Below are 16,937 nucleotides of genomic sequence, written 5' to 3'. Positions count from 1 at the left end.
GCGCTCGGCGTTGGCTCGGCCCGCGGCAATGAGGACCGACGCTGGTTTGCATGGATCATCACGCGGGCTCGCGTCGCCAGCCGTCTTCGAACACAAGCTTCTCCATTCCGGTGAACCGGGCCATGCGGGTGAGTTCCGCCTCGAGCCTGTCCATGCGCCCGGCGCCGAACCGTACGCCCCGTTCCGGCCAGAGCGCGGTAACGACGAGGTTGCCGTCGGCGCGCCTGCAAATCATGTCGATGCGACCGACGATCCGGTCTCCCTCCAAGAGCGGGAACACGTAATAGCCGTAGACACGCTTCGGCGCGGGCACGAAAACCTCGATGCGATAGCGAAAGTCGAACAGCCGTTCGGCACGCTTGCGGTCGCGCAACACGGGGTCGAAGGGGCTGAGCACCCGCAGGCGTTTCGGCGGGTCGGGGACATCGGCGAGCAGTTTGTCGATGTCTGCGCGGGCAAAGGCCTCCCGTCGATCGCTGTGCCCCTCGACGTTTACCCGGCGGATTTGTCCGCCGGCGTTTCGCGCGCACCAATCGGCTGCCTCGGCGGGTGTGACGAGATCGAAGAAGGCGGCGATTTCGCCGGAGGTCGCGACTCCGAGGCGGTGCAACGCGCCGTCGCAGACCGCGTCGACAAAGGTGTCATGCGGGATTTCGCGGTTGAAGTGTTCCGGGGGAATGACACGTTCGGCCAGATCGTAGATCTTGGCGAAATTCTCGCGGCGGGTTACCGCGATCTCCCCGGTGCGCCAGAGATATTCCAGCGCCGCCTTTCCCGGATGCCAGTTCCACCAGCCGGGTTCCTTGCGCGGGCCGTTGCGGTCGAAGTCGCGGGTGCCTGCCGGACCGTGGTTGCGAATGCGGGCGAGCACCCGGTCGAGTTCGTCTTTGAAATCATGCCCGTGCCAGTTGGTCCAGCGCGCCGTCATCCGTTCGCGTTCGCGCGCGAAGCGATGGCGCCACAGGGGATAGAACTCGACCGGAATGCATGACGCATCGTGCGTCCAGTTCTCGAACAGGTCGCGACGGACCTCCAGCAGCCGCGTGAGCTGGTCGGGGCGATAGGTCTGGTTGCGCGAGAACAGGATCTGGTGATGGGCGCGCGCGACCGTGTTGATGCTGTCGACCTGGACGAAGCCGATGTCCTGGACAAGCGCCCGGCAGCCGTCGGTGTCGATCTTGCGACCGGGCGCGCCGGACAGTCCCTGCAGATGCAGGAATGTCCGGCGCAGATCGTCACTGGCGATGGTCGGGCTCATTGCGGGTCCATCCCCTCGCCGCTGTTTCAGTCTTCGACGTCGGCGAGCACCACCAGCAGGTCCTTGGCGTCGACCTGCTGCCCTGCGGTCACGACCACCTCGGCGATGGTCCCGTTGCGGTCTGCATGGAGCGCGGTTTCCATCTTCATCGCCTCGATCGAGACAAGCACGTCGCCGGTGGTGACCTTTTGCCCTGCTGAAACGGCGACGGTCGAGATCACGCCCGGCATCGGCGCGCCGACATGGGCGGGGTTTCCGTCTTCCGCTTTGCGCCGCGCGCTCGCGCCGGCGGCCCCATGCGCCCGGTCGGGCACCTTGATGATGCGTGGCTGTCCGTTCAGTTCGAAGAATACCTTGCGCTCGCCGTTTTCATCCGTCTCGCCGATAGCCTGACAGCGCACGACCAGGGTCTTGCCGGGCTCCAGGTCGACCATCACCTCCTCACCGGCGGGAAGCCCGTAAAAGTAGATCTGCGTCGGCAGAACGCTGACGGGGCCGTAGACGTCGCGGGCAGCCGCGAATTCGGTGAACACCTTGGGATACATCAGGTAGGAGGCAAGCTCCGCCTCGTCGATTTCCGTGCCGGTCTTTTCCGCGATCTCGGCGCGGCGCGCCTCCAGGTCGTCGTCTTCCAGCAACGCACCCGGACGCACGGTGATCGGCGTGTCGCCCTTCAAGACGCGTTTCTGGATGTCCTCGGGCCAGCCGCCCGGCGCCTGGCCGAGATCGCCGTGCATCATCTGCACCACGCTTTCGGGGAAGGCGACGTCCCTGTCGGGCGAGAGCACGTCGGCAACGCTCAGCCCCTGGGAGACCATCATCAGCGCCATGTCGCCGACGACCTTGGACGACGGCGTTACCTTGACGATGTCGCCGAACATCATGTTGACGTCGTGATAGGCCTGCGCCACCTCGTGCCAGCGGCTTTCCAGCCCGAGCGAGCGGGCCTGTTCCTTCAGGTTGGTGAACTGGCCGCCGGGCATTTCATGCAGATAGACCTCGGAAGCCGGCGCCTTGAGGTCGCTCTCGAAGGCGCTGTACTGGTTGCGCACGGCCTCCCAGTAGAGCGATAGCGCACGGATGGTGCCGGAATCCAGCCCGGTATCGCGGGGCGTGCCCTTCAGCGCCGCCACAAGCGAGCCGAGAGCCGGCTGCGAGGTCAGTCCCGAAAAGGCGTCCATCGCCGCATCGACGGCATCGACCCCGGTTTCGACCGCGGCGAGCACGCTGGCTGCGGAAATGCCCGAGGTGTCATGCGTGTGAAAGTGGATCGGCAGGCCGACTTCCTGCTTCAACGCGCCAAAGAGCTCTTTCGCCGCCGCCGGCTTCATCAGCCCGGCCATGTCCTTGACGCCGAGGATGTGGCAGCCGGCGTTTTCAAGATCCTTCGCCAGGCGGATGTAATAGGCGAGATCGTACTTCGGCCGGGCGCTGTCGTTGAGGTCGCCGGTGTAGCAGATCACGCCCTCGCAGAGTTTCTCCTCCTCAATCACCGCGTCGAGTGAGACGCGCATGTTCTCCACCCAGTTGAGGCAGTCGAACACCCGGAAGAGATCGACGCCTTCGCTTGCTGCCTGTTTGACGAAATGGCGCACGACATTGTCGGGATAGTTGGTGTAGCCAACGCCGTTCGCCCCGCGCAGCAGCATCTGCAGCAGGATGTTGGGCGCGCGTTCGCGAATCAGCCGGAGCCGCTCCCACGGGTCCTCGGTGAGAAAGCGCATGGCGACGTCAAAGGTCGCACCGCCCCAGCATTCCAGCGAGAACAGCTGCGGCATGCCGCGGGCATAGGCGTCGGCAACGGCGACGATGTCGTGGCTGCGCATGCGGGTGGCGAGCAGCGACTGGTGGCCGTCGCGCATGGTTGTGTCGGTGACAAGCGCGCGGCGTTCCGCCTTCATCCAGTCGGCGAAACCGGCGGGGCCGAGTTCATCGAGCAGCTGGCGGGTGCCGTTTCGCACCGGCGCATCGATCACCGGTACATGCGGGGCGGCGGCTTCGGCCGGCGGTTGCGGCCGGTTCTTGGTCTCGGGATGGCCGTTGACGGTGACATCGGCGATATAGGTGAGAAGCTTGGTCGCGCGGTCACGCCGCGTCACTTGCTCGAACAGCGCCGGCGTCTCGTCGATGAACCGCGTGGTGTAGTTGTTTCCCCGGAAATCCGGATGGTCGATGACGTTTTCCAGGAACACCAGATTGGTCGCGACACCGCGAATGCGGAATTCGCGCAGGGCGCGGTCCATGCGCTGGGCGGCCTCCTCGGCCGTGGGCGCCCAGGCGGTGACCTTTTCCAGCAGCGGGTCGTAGAAGCGGGTGATCACCGCGCCGGAATAGGCCGTGCCGCCATCGAGGCGGATGCCGAAGCCGGTCGCGCCGCGATAGGCTGTGATGCGGCCGTAGTCGGGAATGAAGTTCTGCTCGGGGTCCTCGGTGGTGATCCGGCATTGCAGCGCATGGCCGTTGAGCTTGATCCCCTCCTGCGTCGGGATCCCCGAGCCGGGATCGCCGATGATGGCGCCGGCGGCGATGCGGATCTGCGCCTTGACGAGATCGACGCCGGTGACCTCTTCGGTGACCGTGTGTTCGACCTGGATGCGCGGATTGACCTCGATGAAATAGAATTTCCCGGTGTCGGCATCCATCAGGAACTCGACCGTGCCCGCGCCGCGATAGTTTGTCGTGTTGCCGATCTTCAGGCCGTAGGTGCTGACTTCCTCGCGCTGCTCGGCCGTGAGATAGGGCGCCGGCGCGCGTTCCACGACCTTCTGGTGGCGCCGCTGGATGGAGCAGTCGCGCTCGAACAGATGCAGCAGGTTGCCATGGCTGTCGCCGAGGATCTGCACCTCGATGTGGCGGGCGCGCTCGACCAGCTTTTCCAGATAGATCTCGTCCTTGCCGAAGGCGGCCTTGGCCTCGCGCTTGGCAGCCTCCACGTCGCGCAGCAGCGTTTCCTCGTCGCCGATCACGCGCATGCCGCGCCCGCCGCCGCCCCAGGAGGCCTTGAGCATGACCGGGTAGCCGATTTCGGCGGCAAGCCGGCGCACCGTTTCCATGTCGTCGGGCAGCGGGTCGGTCGCCGGCATCACCGGGACCCCGGCCTCGACGGCGAGATTGCGTGCGGAAACCTTGTTGCCCAGCCGGCGCATGGTCTCCGGGCGCGGGCCGATGAAGACGATGCCGGCCTCCGCGCAGGCATCGGCGAATTCCGGGCTTTCCGACAGGAATCCGTAACCCGGATGAATTGCATCCGCGCCGCAGGATTTCGCCACGCGCAGGATCTCGTCGATCGAGAGATAGGATTCGATCGGGCCCAGCGGCGCCTCAAGGTGGGGGCCGCGTCCGATCTGATAGGCCTCGTCCGCCTTGAAGCGGTGCAGGGCGAGCTTGTCCTGTTCTGCGTAGACGGCAACCGTGCGCATGCCGAGTTCGGTCGCCGCGCGGAACACGCGGATGGCGATCTCGGACCGGTTGGCGACGAGGATCTTGCGAATGGCCAAATCTGCCCCTCCTGTTATGGCTTACCCGTCGGGTTTTACAGGGCGCGGCACTGCAAGGGAAGGTGGTGCGCCGCACCATGTGGCCACCTGCCCCGTAACGGGACAAAGTGGTAAAGTCTTCGCCGACCCCGGCGCGGGCGGGCGAATCTCATGCGTCAGCATATCGGTGCGCGTGCAGGGCGAACCACCGTATCTGGGGAAAACAAAGCCGGAACATGCTCCGGTCAGCGATTCGGACAGGCTTTGTTCGCCGTTCGGTCGAAGCGTTAACCCGAGCGTTCAAATTTAGCCGGTGAGGTTTACGAAATCGAAAGGATCTTGACGGCGGCGTGTGCGGCGGCAACCGGCATTCGAGACAGGGCCAAGATCTTGTCCCGATTCACGATTTCGGGACGTGGGGTGTCCTCGATACCATATCTGGTGTGGAACAAAAATAGAACACGCCGTGAGCATCGATTCGGTCCGGCTTTGTTCCGGACTCGTTCCGGTTGCGGCACTTTCGTCGGGATCGAGCCTCCGATTCGGACCTGGTCGGGCGCTTTCGGCGGCCAAAAGAAAGCGCGACATGCGCGTGCCGACTGTGGTACCAGAAATCAGTGTTTCGCCCTGCCTGCTGGCGGGTCTGCCGGATTTTCGCCGCCCAGTTTTGCCCTCGTCCAAGAGGTCGCGCCTCGCGTCGTCGCAACACATGCTCCATTCGCCAAACTCACAACTTCCGCCGAGTGTCCGCGCCCGGACCGTGACCGCCGTGCTCGGGCCGACGAACACCGGCAAGACCCATCTCGCCATCGAGCGGATGATTTCTCGTGAAAGCGGCATCATCGGCCTGCCGCTGCGCCTTCTTGCGCGCGAGGTTTACGGCCGCATCGTCGCCCGCGTCGGCGAGGACAAGGTTGCGCTCGTCACCGGCGAGGAAAAGGTGATCCCGCCCGACGCGCGCTACTGGGTCTCGACCGTCGAGGCCATGCCGCTCGACCTGAAGACCGATTTCGTCGCCATCGACGAGGTGCAGCTGGCCGGCGATCTCGAGCGCGGCCATGTCTTTACCGATCGCATTCTCAATATGCGCGGGCATCTGGAGACGCTGCTCCTGGGGTCTGCCACCGCGCGTCCGCTGCTGGAGCGGCTGCTGCCGGGCCTCAATGTGGTGACCCGGCCGCGCATGTCGGTGCTCGCCTATTCGGGACAGAAGAAGATCACGCGGCTGCCGCCGCGCTCCGCCGTCGTGGCGTTTTCCTCCTCTGAAGTCTACGCGATCGCGGAGCTGATCCGCCGCCAGCACGGTGGCGCGGCGGTCGTCCTCGGCTCGCTCAGCCCGCGGACCCGCAACGCGCAGGTCGCGCTGTTCCAGAACGGTGACGTGCAACACCTGATCGCCACCGACGCGATCGGCATGGGCCTCAATCTGGATGTCGACCACATCGCCTTTGCCGGCATTCGCAAGTTCGACGGCTATCAGTATCGCATGCTGACGCCCGCGGAGATGGGGCAGATCGGCGGGCGCGCCGGGCGTCACACCCGCGATGGAACCTTCGGCGTGACGGGGCGGGTCGATCCCTTCGACGACGAGTTGGTCGAGGCGCTGGAAAGCCACCGGTTCGACGCGCTCAAGGTGTTTCAGTGGCGCAGCCGGGCGCTCGATTTTTCCTCGGTGACGAATTTTCGCGCCTCGCTGGACGTGCCGCCGCGCGAGCAGGGGCTGACGCGGGCGCCGCCGTCCGCCGACGAGACTGCCTTCGATCATGCCGTGCGCGATGAAGCCATTCGCCGCGTGGCGTCCTCGCCCGAACGGGTGCGGCTGTTGTGGGACGTGTGCCAGGTCCCGGATTACCGCAAGATCGCGCCGGCCAATCATGCGGATCTGATCGCCGGGATCTATGCGCATCTGACCCGCGACGGAGTGGTGCCGGACGACTGGTTCGCGCGTCAGGTGGCCTTCGCCGACAAGGTCGACGGGGACATCGATACGCTGTCCAACCGCATGGCGCACATCCGTACATGGACGTTTGTTGCCAACCGCGCCGACTGGTTGTCCGATCCTGCCCATTGGCAAGGCGTGACGCGCGGCGTAGAAGACCGTTTGTCGGACGCCTTGCACGACAGGCTTACTCAACGCTTTGTCGACCGGCGGACCAGCGTATTGATGCGACGTCTGAGAGAGAACGCGATGCTTGAAGCGGAAATCACACCAGTGGGCGACGTGCTTGTCGAGGGGCAGCATGTTGGCCAGCTCCAGGGCTTTCGCTTCGCGCCCGATGCGGCGGCCGACGGTCCGGACGGCAAGGCTCTGCGCGCGGCCGCGCAAAAAGCGCTTGCCAGCGAACTGACCGCACGTGCCGACAAGGTGGCGCGCGCCGGCAACGAGGATTTCACCTTGACCTCGGATGGCTTCATCCGCTGGCAGGGCGAAGTGGTCGCGCGGCTGATCGCGGGTGAAACCGTTCTTTCACCGGGGCTTATCGCTTTGTGCGACGACACGCTGGAGGCGGCGGATCGCGAGAAGGTGGAAGGCCGGCTCACGCTTTGGCTGAAAGCGCATATCGACACGCTTGCCAAGCCGCTGCGCGATCTTGAGGTCGGAAACGGACTTGAGGGCCTCGCGCGCGGCGTCGCTTTCCGCCTCGTCGAATCGCTCGGCATTGTCGAGCGCGCCGAGATTTCCGAGGACGTGCGCCAGCTTGACCAGACGATGCGCGCCGGCCTGCGTCGCCTCGGTGTGCGTTTCGGCGCCCATCATATTTTCGTGCCGGCGCTCTTGAAGCCGGCGCCGAGCCGTCTGATGGCCCAGCTCTGGGCCCTGAAACACGGCGACCTGGAGATGCCGGGGCTGTCCGAGTTGCCTCAACTTTCGGCGTCCGGGCGCACCTCGGTTGTCGTCGATCCGGCATTCTCCAAGGACCTTTACAAGGTCGTGGGGTTTCGTGTGTGCGGGCCGCGCGCCGTGCGCGTCGATATTCTGGAGCGTCTTGCGGACCTGATTCGTCCGCTGCTTGCCTGGAAGCCGCTCGATACCAGTGTCGAGCCGCCGGAAGGGGCGGTTCCCGAGGGCGGTGCATTCACCGTCACCGTCGCCATGACATCCCTGCTCGGCTGCGCGGGCGAGGATTTTTCCGCGATCCTCAAGTCGCTCGGCTACCGAAACGAGAGCCGGGAAATCCAGCGCCCGGTTGCGGCCGTCGGCCCGCTCGAGACGGCTGCGGCGGACGTGACTCCGTCCGTCCCGTCCGCGTCTTCAACCGAAACGCAAGCGCCAGCCCCCGAGACCTCAGCCTCCGAGACCTCAGCCCCCGAGACCTCAGCCTTCGAGTCGTCAACTGCTGAAACGCCCGTTGCCGAAACGCCCGTTGCCGAGTCGGCCGTTGCGGATTCATCGGCTGTCGATCCGGCGGCCGGCCCCGACACCACCGATACATCGGCGTCCGGAGCGGGCGAGGTTGATGCGTCGACGGCTGGCACGCCGACGCAAGCGGTCACGGAAACGGGTGCGCCCGAGGAGAGCGAAACGGCGATCTCCGACGCAGCGCCTGGCGATGTGTCCGCGGAAACCCCGACGGATGGAGCCGATCCGCAGTCTCCCGCTCAGGAGAGCGATGCGCCGGCTGACGCAACGGATGCGGCGGCGGTGGAAACCGTCACGATCGAGATCTGGCGTCCCGGACGGCGGGATCGGCGTCCGCGCGGCGGAGACAAGCCGGGACGCCGGCCGAGCAACCGTGGCGGCGCCGCGCGCGACGGTGCGTCGGCCAAGGGTCCGGGCGCACGCGATGATCAGGCACCGCGACGCGGCGGCGGCAAGCCAAAGGGCAAGCCGCGCAATCCGGCCGAGCCGTCCGGACGGTCATCCGGGGCGAAATCGGGCGGGTCACGTCCCGACAAGGCGTCCGGTCGCGGTGGACGGCCCGGTAAGGGCGGCACGATTGATCCGGATTCGCCTTTTGCAAAACTCGCCGCACTCAAGGCGGACATGGAAAAGAAGCCGCGCTGATCGCGGCGTCGTCAGGAGCAAACAGCGTCGGCCGCTGCCCTTCGGGTGTGTGTCGCCGCACCGGTCTGGGGGCTTGCGACGATGAGCGAGGCCGAAAGCGCACTTCCCGTTCAGAGGATCGACAAGTGGCTTTGGTATGCGCGGCTCGTGAAGTCGCGCAGCCTCGCGCAGAAGCTTGTTGCCGGCGGGCATGTGCGGGTCAATCGGGACAAGGTCACCGCGGCGGCAAAACCCGTGCGCGCCGGCGACGTTCTTACGGTCGCCGTCGCGCAGCGCATCCGCATCCTCAAGGTGCTGGCCCCGGGCGAGCGACGGGGACCGGCACCGGAAGCTGAGCGCCTTTATGAGGACCTCACACCTCCGCCGCCGCCGCGCGACTCCGCGGGCGGGGCGGGGGGAGAACCCGGTGCGCCGGCCCATCGCGCGCCGGGCAGCGGACGTCCGACCAAGCGGGAACGTCGGGAAACCGACCGCTTTCGCAATGGTGAGGGATAGCGCCTGAATGGCCGCGCGGTCGGGGGAGTGTCCGGTGTTTCGGCAGTCGCCGGCGCGCGACCCGGCGCGGTGGCGGGGCGCGCTGGAATAATCTTCCAACGTCGCACTCAAACTCAACATATTCCGAACTTGATGCGGGCCGGCAAACCCGGTACGCAGTCGTCGAAAGGTGCCTTGCCTCCGGCGTGCGGTGCCAGGTCGCCTGCAGAGATGCGGGTGCTGCGGCCACCGGGACGGGTCCCGGTGCCGTCTTGAGAGGATCGCGATGACCTATATCGTCACGGACAACTGCATCAAGTGCAAATACACAGACTGCGTCGAGGTGTGCCCGGTAGACTGTTTCTACGAGGGCGACAACATGCTCGTCATCCATCCGGACGAATGCATTGACTGCGGTGTCTGCGAGCCGGAATGTCCGGCAGATGCAATCAAGCCGGATACGGAGCCCGGCCTGGAAAAATGGCTTGAGGTGAATACCGAGTACGCGTCGAAATGGCCAAACATCACGGTCAAGAAGGATCCCCTGCCCGAGGCGGAGAAATTCGACGGGCAGGACGGGAAGTTCGACAAGTTCTTTTCCTCGGAGCCGGGCGACGGCGACTGAGGGGTCCCGAGCGTGGGCGTTTGGAAAATGCCCCCTGCCGCCCCCGCCGGCGGCGGGGTTATTGTGCGTTGCATTTGGAAATCCACAGAAAATGTGGTACCTTGTTTGAGAAGTCGTCCGGGCCTTTGATCTCCCCCTCCCTTGGAGGTTTTTTGTGGTTGCAGCTTCCCCGCAGTAGCAGGCGGGCCGGAGTGCGCTTCCACAATAATCACGAGTTGAGATCGTCACCGGCAGGCTGAACACACCAAGACGGACACCGGCGGCCCGGTTTTCCAGGCCGGCAGGCGTGCGTTTCTCCGTAAAAAGGTGGCGCGCGGGCGTCACCCATCGGCTTCACGGCCGCAACTGCGCAGGAGTAATAAAGGCGTATGGCAACAACGGTGAAAAAAACCGCGCAGAGACAGGGTTTCAAGACAGGAGAGTTCATTGTGTATCCGGCCCATGGGGTCGGCCAGGTCACGGCGATCGAGGAACAGAATGTCGCCGGGTATGCACTTGAGCTGCTTGTGGTCAATTTCGAACAGGACAAGATGACGTTGCGTGTTCCCGTCGCGAAGATCGCGAGCGTGGGCATGCGCAAGCTGGCGGATGCGCCTGCGGTCAAGAAGGCTCTGGAGACCGTGCGCGGTCGTCCTCGCGTCAAGCGGACCATGTGGAGCCGTCGCGCGCAGGAGTATGAGGCAAAGATCAACTCCGGCGACCTGATCTCGATCGCCGAAGTCGTTCGGGATCTGTTCCGCTCCGACAGCCAGCCGGAACAGTCCTATTCGGAGCGCCAGCTCTATGAGGCTGCACTCGACCGCATGTCGCGCGAGATCGCGGCGGTGAACAAATGCTCCGATACGGAAGCGATCCGACAGATCGAGCAGAATCTCGCGAAGTCGGCCAGCCGCAAGGCTGCCGCGGAAGCCGCTGCGGCGGCCGAGGCGGAAGCCGCGGATGAAGACGGCGAAGGCGAACAGACCGCGGCCGCCTGAGGAGTTCCGGCGGACCAATATTTGCGGGCCCGGCCATCTGCCGGGCCCTTTTTTGTTTGGCGGATCGTGCGAACGTGCCGTCCTGCAGCGGCGGGAACGGGCGCGTGAGAGCCTGCCGCATATGTGCCTCAATCCGGTTTTATCATCAGAAATCCTTATCATGTGCGTTAAAAACTCGTATTGGTTCTGATCGTCCGTAGGGGGCATTCTGATCGCTAAGCGGTCAGCGTCATGTGCCTGTCGCCATGCCGAGCGACCGCCGCTCTGTTCGATTTTTACAGCGGGCCACTGAACCAAATCGGTTTTAAGCGCGTAAGATTGAACAAGAACGCAATGGCGCGGAGGTATTGAGCGTGAGCTACCTTTCCGGAAATCGTCGAGAACTTGTCCGCGCGGCAATGAAAGCACCCTATCTCAGCCGTGAGGAAGAACATCAACTTGCACTCGACTGGCGCGACAATGACGATCAGGCGGCGCTTGACAGGCTGAGTCTGTCGCACATGCGCCTTGTGATCGCCGTTGCGGCGAAGTACCGCAACTTCGGCCTTTCGATGAGCGACCTGATCCAGGAAGGTCATATCGGTCTGCTGGAGGCGGCGTCCCGGTTCGAGCCGGAACGAGAGGTGCGCTTTTCGACTTATGCGACGTGGTGGATCCGGGCGTCGATCCAGGATTACATCCTGCGCAACTGGTCTATCGTGCGCGGGGGCACGTCGTCGACGCAAAAGGCGCTGTTCTTCAATCTGCGCCGCCTGCGGGCGAAGCTCAGCAGCGGCACCACGCGGGTGACCGAGACGGAACTCGTCGGCAAGATCGCCGAGACCATGGGCGTCAAGGTCAAGGATGTTGCGACGATGAGTGCCCGACTGTCCGGACCGGACACGTCGCTGAACGCGCCAATGATGGAGTCCGACGGCTCCAGCGCCGACCGGCAGGACTTTCTGGTGTCGAATGATCCGCTTCCGGAAGAGATGGTCGGGGGCGCGATCGATACCGAACGCAGGTCGCTGTGGCTGGAAAGCGCGCTTGGCGTGCTGTCGGAGCGGGAATTGCGCATCGTTCGCGAACGCCGCCTGTCGGAAGACGGCGCGACGCTCGAGGCGCTCGGGCACAAGCTCGGGATTTCCAAGGAGCGCGTCCGCCAGATCGAAAGCCGGGCGCTGGAAAAGCTCCGCGATGCGCTCTTGAAGGTCCAGCCGGACAAGCATGCCTATTGCGGCTGATACCGCCGCCGCGAAAAGATACGCCACGGGAATCAGTCGGGATCGGGCGGGGCAAGTGACTTGCGCCGCCCGGTATTTGTCGTGCGGTCGTGCGGGTCAGCAAAGGGTGAGAGGGGCCGCTTTTCCGCCGGGCGAGCACAATGCTGGTTCGGCACTCGAAGTGGCGCGCATTCCTGCTCAGGCCAGTCGAGGGCGCTCGGTCCCGATACCGGGTCATACCCCGTTGAGGTGAATTTTTACGAGGAAAACCGGCAGCGAATGGCGTGGTGCGGCGGGCGCCTGCGTGCGATCGAGGACCGCGACGATACGGCGGTCTTCGACCGCCGTACCACCAGGTTGGCGGCAGTGGGAACCGGGGCTGCGACGCTTCGCCAGTACACCCTGCCGTTTCGTCCGCCCGCAAACCTTGCAAAGGTGATGAAGGGCAAACCACAGGTCTCGAGGTCCTGCAACCGGCGTGTTTATCTCAGATAGTATTTCTCGAATTCAAATTGAATTTGGCCATTGTACTTTATTTATTGTTGTAATTTCGAATGACCGGGTGATTATCGTGGACTTCATTTTCTTATTCAAATCTGCGTGAGGGACAATTTCCATGAAAAAGCTGGTATTGACTGTGGGCATCGTCGCGGCAATGGCCCTCGGGACGGTTTCCGTCGATGCCCACGGCGGCGGGTGCCGGAAAGACAGCCCGCGCGGTCAATGCTGCCATGCCGGATCGAAGCCGTATCATTGCCATTGATCCGCAGCGCCGGACCAATGCTTCGCTCACTGCCTGCGAAAAGACGAACGGCGAGGGGGCACAGCCGTGCCGGTTGGGTTGAGGTCGCGGGAGAGAGGGTCGGTGTTCTTCCGATCAGGACGACCGGCGCGGTTTGAAAGGTGCAAGCTTGTTTCCGCCGGTGTTCCTGGAAAAATGGCAACAACGAGACTGATCAAGCCCCGGCCAGTCGACTGGAAAGGGGCTTTGTTCCCGGGGTATCGACCGGGCTGGCTTCGAGGGTCGCGCCGCGGGCAACGCTGAACACAAGAACGATATGCAAAATTGCAATTATCAGGGCGGGATTTGCGATGAAGCTGGAAGCTCCGGCAAAGAAAAACCGGAGGCCCTGGCTTGTTTGAAAATAGAGAATTTTCTGTTGTTTAAATTTCTCGACGAGCGCGTCGCGCAGCCTGTGCATGACACCATTCGGTCAGCCGGACGTTTCCTGCGCCAGGCGCACCGGCGCGCGATCCGGAGAAGCAATGTTCATGGAATGCGGAAACTGGTGGAGCCGAGGGGAATCGAACCCCTGACCTCTGCAGTGCGATTGCAGCGCTCTCCCATCTGAGCTACGGCCCCGCGCTCTTTGAGCGTGAGCGGCATTTAGGGGAGGGGCCGGGCTCCTGTCAAGGGTCTCGCCGGCGCTGTCCGGCGGTTGGGGACTGCGCGCAGGATTTACCCATAAGCGGGAGCCCTGCGGCATGGTTCCCGACCTTGCGGGAAAGCGGCGCGCCCGCTACATCATGATCAGTCATTCGATCCACGGACCGAGCCGGAGCCTCCCCGCCCATGCGCGCCATTCTCGACGTCGTTCTCATCATCCTCAACATGTACACTTGGGTGATCATCGCCAGTGCGATCTTTTCCTGGCTGTTCGCCTTCAATGTCATCAATTCCAGCAACCAGTTCGTCGCGACGATCGCCCAGCTGCTCTACAATCTGACAGAGCCCCTGCTGCGCCCGATCCGCGAGCGGCTGCCCAGCATGGGCGGTCTCGACATTTCGCCGATCGTGTTGCTCCTGGGTATCTTCCTGCTTCAGCGCATCATCGTTTATTACCTGTATCCCAACGTCTTTTGATCCGGCTGTGAACGCGCGGTCGCCGCGCCCCTTTGAACAGGTTGCCGGCGGCGGTCTCAGGCTTCGCGTCCGGGTCACGCCGAAAGCGGCGCACGACCGCGTCGATGGCGTCGTAACCCGGGACGACGGATTGTGCGTTCTCAAGCTGCGTGTGCGCGCGGTGCCTGACAAGGGCGCGGCCAACAGGGCCGTCATCGCCTTCGTCGCGCGGCTTCTGGGTCTGCCGAAGCGCGATGTGCGGCTGGTGTCCGGTGCGGCGGCGCGGGTCAAATTGCTGGAACTTGACGCAGACGCGCAAGAGCTTGCCGCAAGGCTGTGCTCCATCTGTGATCGCGCTGGTTAGACTACGGTCGGCACGGATTCAATTTTCGGAGGTTTCATGTCCGCTACCCTCATCGACGGCAAGGCGCGCGCGGCGCGCTTGCGCGCCTCGGTCACCCGGGCCGTTGCCGGGCTCAAGACGGCGCCGGGTCTGGTCCCGGGGCTGGCGGTGGTTCTTGTCGGCGACGATCCGGCGAGCCGGGTCTATGTCGCCAACAAGGTGCGCCAGACCGAGGAATGCGGCATGCGTTCCATCGAGCACCGGCTGCCGGCAGAGACCTCCCAGGCCGACCTGATGGATCTCGTGGCCGGGCTCAATGCCGACCCGGCTGTCGACGGAATTCTGGTGCAGATGCCGCTGCCCGCGCATCTCGACACGGACGCCGTGGTGCTGGCCATCGATCCGGAAAAGGACGTCGACGGGCTTCACCCGCAAAACGCGGGGCGTCTGGTGCTGGGCTCGCCGGGACTGGTGCCCTGCACACCGCAGGGCTGCGTGCTGCTGGCGCGCGAGGCGCGCGGCGGCAGCCTGAGCGGACTGGATGCAGTGGTGCTCGGGCGCTCCATCCTTGTCGGCAAGCCGGTCTCGCTGTTGCTTCAAAACGAGAACTGCACTGTGACGATGGCGCATTCGCGCACGCGTGACATCGAGGCTGTCTGCAAACGCGCCGATGTTCTCGTCGCCGCCGTCGGGCGACCGGAGATGGTGCGCGGCACCTGGATCAAGCCCGGCGCGACGGTCATCGACGTCGGTATCAACCGCGTGCCCGCGCCGGACAAGGGGCCGGACAAGACGCGGCTTGTGGGGGACGTGGCGTTTGCCGAGGCGACGGAGATCGCAGGTGCCATCACGCCGGTGCCGGGCGGCGTCGGCCCGATGACCATCGCCTGCCTGCTGGCCAATACGGTCGTGGCCGCGTGCCGGCGACACGGGGTCTCCGTTCCCGAGATTTGAGAGAGAACGAAAAGCCGCCGTTGAAAAAATGCCCCGTGCGATGCTCTCCGCGCGGGGCTTTTGTATTGTGTTGACCGTGTGGACCCGTGCGGCGTCTCAGGCGCGTCCTGGGTGCGCCGACGCGCCGAAATAGGCGAGCAGCAGCCGGTAGGGCAGCAGGAGCGCCGCGGCGACGATGAGCTTTACCGTCAGGTCGCCGGCGGCCCAGGACAGCCAGCGCGGAACCTCGAGCGCGAAAACGCCGAGGAACGGCGCGCTTGTTGTGGCAAAGTCGTCGCCGAAGCCGAGCAGCGGCGTGGCAGCGGCGGAGAAGGCCAGTCCGAAGAACAGCGCCGTGTCGAGCACCGAGGCCGTGGCGGAGGACAGGATAGGGGCCTTCCACCAGCTCATCCGGCGCATCCGGTCGAACAGCAGGATGTCGAGCAGATGCGCAAAGAGGAAGGCCGAGCCCGACGCTATGGCGATGCGCGGTGTGGCGAGGAAGATCGAAAGCGCGACGGCGAGCGCGAAGCCGACGAACACCACCTTGCGGGCGGCTGCGGGGCCGAAGCGGCGGTTGGTAAGATCGGTGACAAGAAAGGCCGCCGGATAGGTGAAGGCGCCCCAGGTCAGAAGATCGGCGAGATCGATAGTGCCGAGCTTGCCGGAGACCGGATACTGGACGAGAATGTTCGAGGCGACGACGACCAGGGCCATCGCGACGATGGCCTGAAGCGCGCGCGTTGCGGTAAACGTGCGAAAATCCATCATGTTCGACACTCCATGGTCCGACCGGTCGGTATCGCGCAAAAGGCGGACTGCCGGATCGGGCGGGTCTTAAAGCCGGTCGCAGCGCTGCTGCAAATGCGGGCCGGACATCGGGCTGCACCCGAAAACGCGAGGCCAGAACGGCAAAAAGAGGCGCGCGGCGCCTCTTTCGCATTCGTCTCGATCGGCCCCTGACCGGCGCAATGTGCGCCGCCTTCTGCCGGAAGCGCGCCTTGCGGAAGCCTGATCAGGCGGCGGCCGTAGCCGCAGCGGCGGTGTCCGCCAGGCGGCGCTTGATCTCGGTGCGCAGAATGCGCGCTTTCGGCGACAATTCGCTTTCGGCTGCCTTCAGCAGGAATGCGTCAAGACCGCCACGGTGCTCTACCGAACGCAGCGCATGCGCGCTGACGCGCAGCTTGTAGGTTGCGCCAAGCGCATCCGACAGGAGCGACACGTTGCACAGGTTCGGGAGGAACCGGCGGCGCGATTTGTTGTTGGCGTGGCTGACGTTGTTGCCGGTCATCACGTCCTTGCCGGTCAGTTCGCAACGGCGGGCCATGGGACACCTTTTGTTTCTTGCCCGCATGAGGCGCGGGCGGTTACGATGCGGGGGTTCAGACCCCGGCTGCGGGAATACCAGACTTTCGCAGACCCGTATGGTCCGGCGCACGTGACCGGCATTGGATGAAAAGTCGGCTTGCTATAAGGGTCATCGCCGCCGCCGTCAAGGCATCATGCGCGCATCCGGGCACGGAACGCGCATCCCGCCCGATCGTACGGTGCGTAATGCAATCATTTGCGGTCCATTAACCATGCGGTTACCGTAGGACGACACAATCGGTCAACGGACCCGAGGCGATTTGCAAAATCCGCGGGTTCGCGCAGAATTCCAAGACCGGTTTCGTACCGGTCCGCAACCGGTGTCCCGGTCCCTTGGTCGTTTCCTGGCGTCGTTCGCGTCACGGCACGTCATGATGGGCCGTGGCGGCGATGACTGCAGCGTTGTGATGTCCGGCCGATGGGGCCGTGCGC

At 64.5% G+C, this 16,937-nt stretch carries 13 protein-coding genes and 1 tRNA gene; 8 read left to right on the top strand and 6 right to left on the bottom strand.

Annotated elements, in window-relative coordinates; translation table 11 throughout:
- Nucleotides 1-58 precede the first annotated feature (58 nt).
- Both BLU32_RS16705 and pyc read right to left on the bottom strand, forming a co-directional pair.
- Entirely contained in the window at nucleotides 59-1,258 is a 1,200-nt protein-coding gene (locus BLU32_RS16705) for a winged helix-turn-helix domain-containing protein (protein WP_093808808.1), read from the bottom strand.
- A gap of 26 nt (nucleotides 1,259-1,284) precedes the next feature.
- Nucleotides 1,285-4,755: a pyruvate carboxylase gene (gene pyc / locus BLU32_RS16700; RefSeq protein ID WP_093808805.1), complete on the bottom strand. Its 3,471-nt coding sequence runs from the start codon at nucleotides 4,753-4,755 to the stop codon at nucleotides 1,285-1,287.
- A 688-nt stretch (nucleotides 4,756-5,443) separates the two neighbouring features.
- On the opposite strand from pyc, the gene BLU32_RS16695 reads away from it, so the two are divergent.
- The 5 genes from BLU32_RS16695 (at nucleotide 5,444) to BLU32_RS16675 (ending at nucleotide 12,039) form a co-directional block, all read left to right on the top strand.
- Nucleotides 5,444-8,740, top strand: a complete 3,297-nt coding sequence (locus tag BLU32_RS16695) for a helicase-related protein (RefSeq protein ID WP_208976909.1) — start codon at nucleotides 5,444-5,446, stop codon at nucleotides 8,738-8,740.
- An 81-nt stretch (nucleotides 8,741-8,821) separates the two neighbouring features.
- On the top strand, nucleotides 8,822-9,235 hold the full coding sequence (locus BLU32_RS16690) for an RNA-binding S4 domain-containing protein (protein ID WP_093808802.1): 414 nt from the start codon (nucleotides 8,822-8,824) through the stop codon (nucleotides 9,233-9,235).
- Nucleotides 9,236-9,500: 265 nt separating this feature from the next.
- Nucleotides 9,501-9,839: a ferredoxin FdxA gene (fdxA, locus tag BLU32_RS16685; protein ID WP_093808800.1), complete on the top strand. Its 339-nt coding sequence runs from the start codon at nucleotides 9,501-9,503 to the stop codon at nucleotides 9,837-9,839.
- Between the two features lie 368 nt (nucleotides 9,840-10,207).
- Nucleotides 10,208-10,816: a CarD family transcriptional regulator gene (locus BLU32_RS16680; protein WP_093808798.1), complete on the top strand. Its 609-nt coding sequence runs from the start codon at nucleotides 10,208-10,210 to the stop codon at nucleotides 10,814-10,816.
- 347 nt (nucleotides 10,817-11,163) lie between these two features.
- A complete protein-coding gene (locus BLU32_RS16675; protein ID WP_093808796.1) occupies nucleotides 11,164-12,039 on the top strand; it encodes an RNA polymerase factor sigma-32 in 876 nt (291 codons plus the stop codon).
- A 935-nt stretch (nucleotides 12,040-12,974) separates the two neighbouring features.
- Here the strand turns inward: BLU32_RS16675 and BLU32_RS16665 are convergent.
- Nucleotides 12,975-13,220 (bottom strand): hypothetical protein, encoded by a 246-nt coding sequence (locus BLU32_RS16665; protein WP_093808792.1) that lies wholly within the window; start codon nucleotides 13,218-13,220, stop codon nucleotides 12,975-12,977.
- Nucleotides 13,221-13,305: 85 nt separating this feature from the next.
- A tRNA-Ala gene (locus BLU32_RS16660) sits at nucleotides 13,306-13,381 on the bottom strand.
- Between the two features lie 210 nt (nucleotides 13,382-13,591).
- Here BLU32_RS16660 and BLU32_RS16655 point away from each other — a divergent pair.
- From BLU32_RS16655 to folD, 3 genes are read left to right on the top strand one after another with little or no spacing between them, the layout of a single operon-like run.
- Nucleotides 13,592-13,882 (top strand): YggT family protein, encoded by a 291-nt coding sequence (locus tag BLU32_RS16655; protein WP_093808790.1) that lies wholly within the window; start codon nucleotides 13,592-13,594, stop codon nucleotides 13,880-13,882.
- Between the two features lie 7 nt (nucleotides 13,883-13,889).
- On the top strand, nucleotides 13,890-14,225 hold the full coding sequence (locus BLU32_RS16650; protein WP_093808789.1) for a DUF167 family protein: 336 nt from the start codon (nucleotides 13,890-13,892) through the stop codon (nucleotides 14,223-14,225).
- A 36-nt stretch (nucleotides 14,226-14,261) separates the two neighbouring features.
- Nucleotides 14,262-15,158: a bifunctional methylenetetrahydrofolate dehydrogenase/methenyltetrahydrofolate cyclohydrolase FolD gene (folD, locus tag BLU32_RS16645; RefSeq protein ID WP_093808787.1), complete on the top strand. Its 897-nt coding sequence runs from the start codon at nucleotides 14,262-14,264 to the stop codon at nucleotides 15,156-15,158.
- A 96-nt stretch (nucleotides 15,159-15,254) separates the two neighbouring features.
- Here folD and BLU32_RS16640 read toward each other — a convergent pair whose 3' ends face one another.
- Together BLU32_RS16640 and rpmB are read right to left on the bottom strand one after the other, a co-directional pair.
- Nucleotides 15,255-15,908 carry a VUT family protein gene (locus BLU32_RS16640; protein WP_093808785.1) on the bottom strand — a complete coding sequence of 218 codons (654 nt, stop codon included), beginning with the start codon at nucleotides 15,906-15,908 and terminating at the stop codon, nucleotides 15,255-15,257.
- A 244-nt stretch (nucleotides 15,909-16,152) separates the two neighbouring features.
- Nucleotides 16,153-16,464 carry a 50S ribosomal protein L28 gene (gene rpmB / locus BLU32_RS16630; protein WP_093808780.1) on the bottom strand — a complete coding sequence of 104 codons (312 nt, stop codon included), beginning with the start codon at nucleotides 16,462-16,464 and terminating at the stop codon, nucleotides 16,153-16,155.
- Nucleotides 16,465-16,937: the final 473 nt, after the last annotated feature.

The sequence above is a fragment of the Stappia sp. ES.058 genome, from assembly GCF_900105595.1.
In the GTDB taxonomy this organism is placed as follows: Bacteria; Pseudomonadota; Alphaproteobacteria; order Rhizobiales; family Stappiaceae; genus Stappia.
The sequence above is the reverse complement of the archived record's forward strand: the minus strand, read 5'-3'. Positions and strand labels throughout refer to the sequence as shown.

Coding starts and splice junctions, on each gene's coding strand:
- BLU32_RS16705 (WP_093808808.1), bottom strand. CDS start 1,258: ATGAGCCCGACCATCGCCAGTGACGATCTGCGCCGGACATTCCTGCAT.
- BLU32_RS16695 (WP_208976909.1), top strand. CDS start 5,444: ATGCTCCATTCGCCAAACTCACAACTTCCGCCGAGTGTCCGCGCCCGG.
- BLU32_RS16690 (WP_093808802.1), top strand. CDS start 8,822: ATGAGCGAGGCCGAAAGCGCACTTCCCGTTCAGAGGATCGACAAGTGG.
- fdxA (WP_093808800.1), top strand. CDS start 9,501: ATGACCTATATCGTCACGGACAACTGCATCAAGTGCAAATACACAGAC.
- BLU32_RS16680 (WP_093808798.1), top strand. CDS start 10,208: ATGGCAACAACGGTGAAAAAAACCGCGCAGAGACAGGGTTTCAAGACA.
- BLU32_RS16665 (WP_093808792.1), bottom strand. CDS start 13,220: ATGCACAGGCTGCGCGACGCGCTCGTCGAGAAATTTAAACAACAGAAA.
- BLU32_RS16655 (WP_093808790.1), top strand. CDS start 13,592: ATGCGCGCCATTCTCGACGTCGTTCTCATCATCCTCAACATGTACACT.
- folD (WP_093808787.1), top strand. CDS start 14,262: ATGTCCGCTACCCTCATCGACGGCAAGGCGCGCGCGGCGCGCTTGCGC.
- BLU32_RS16640 (WP_093808785.1), bottom strand. CDS start 15,908: ATGATGGATTTTCGCACGTTTACCGCAACGCGCGCGCTTCAGGCCATC.
- rpmB (WP_093808780.1), bottom strand. CDS start 16,464: ATGGCCCGCCGTTGCGAACTGACCGGCAAGGACGTGATGACCGGCAAC.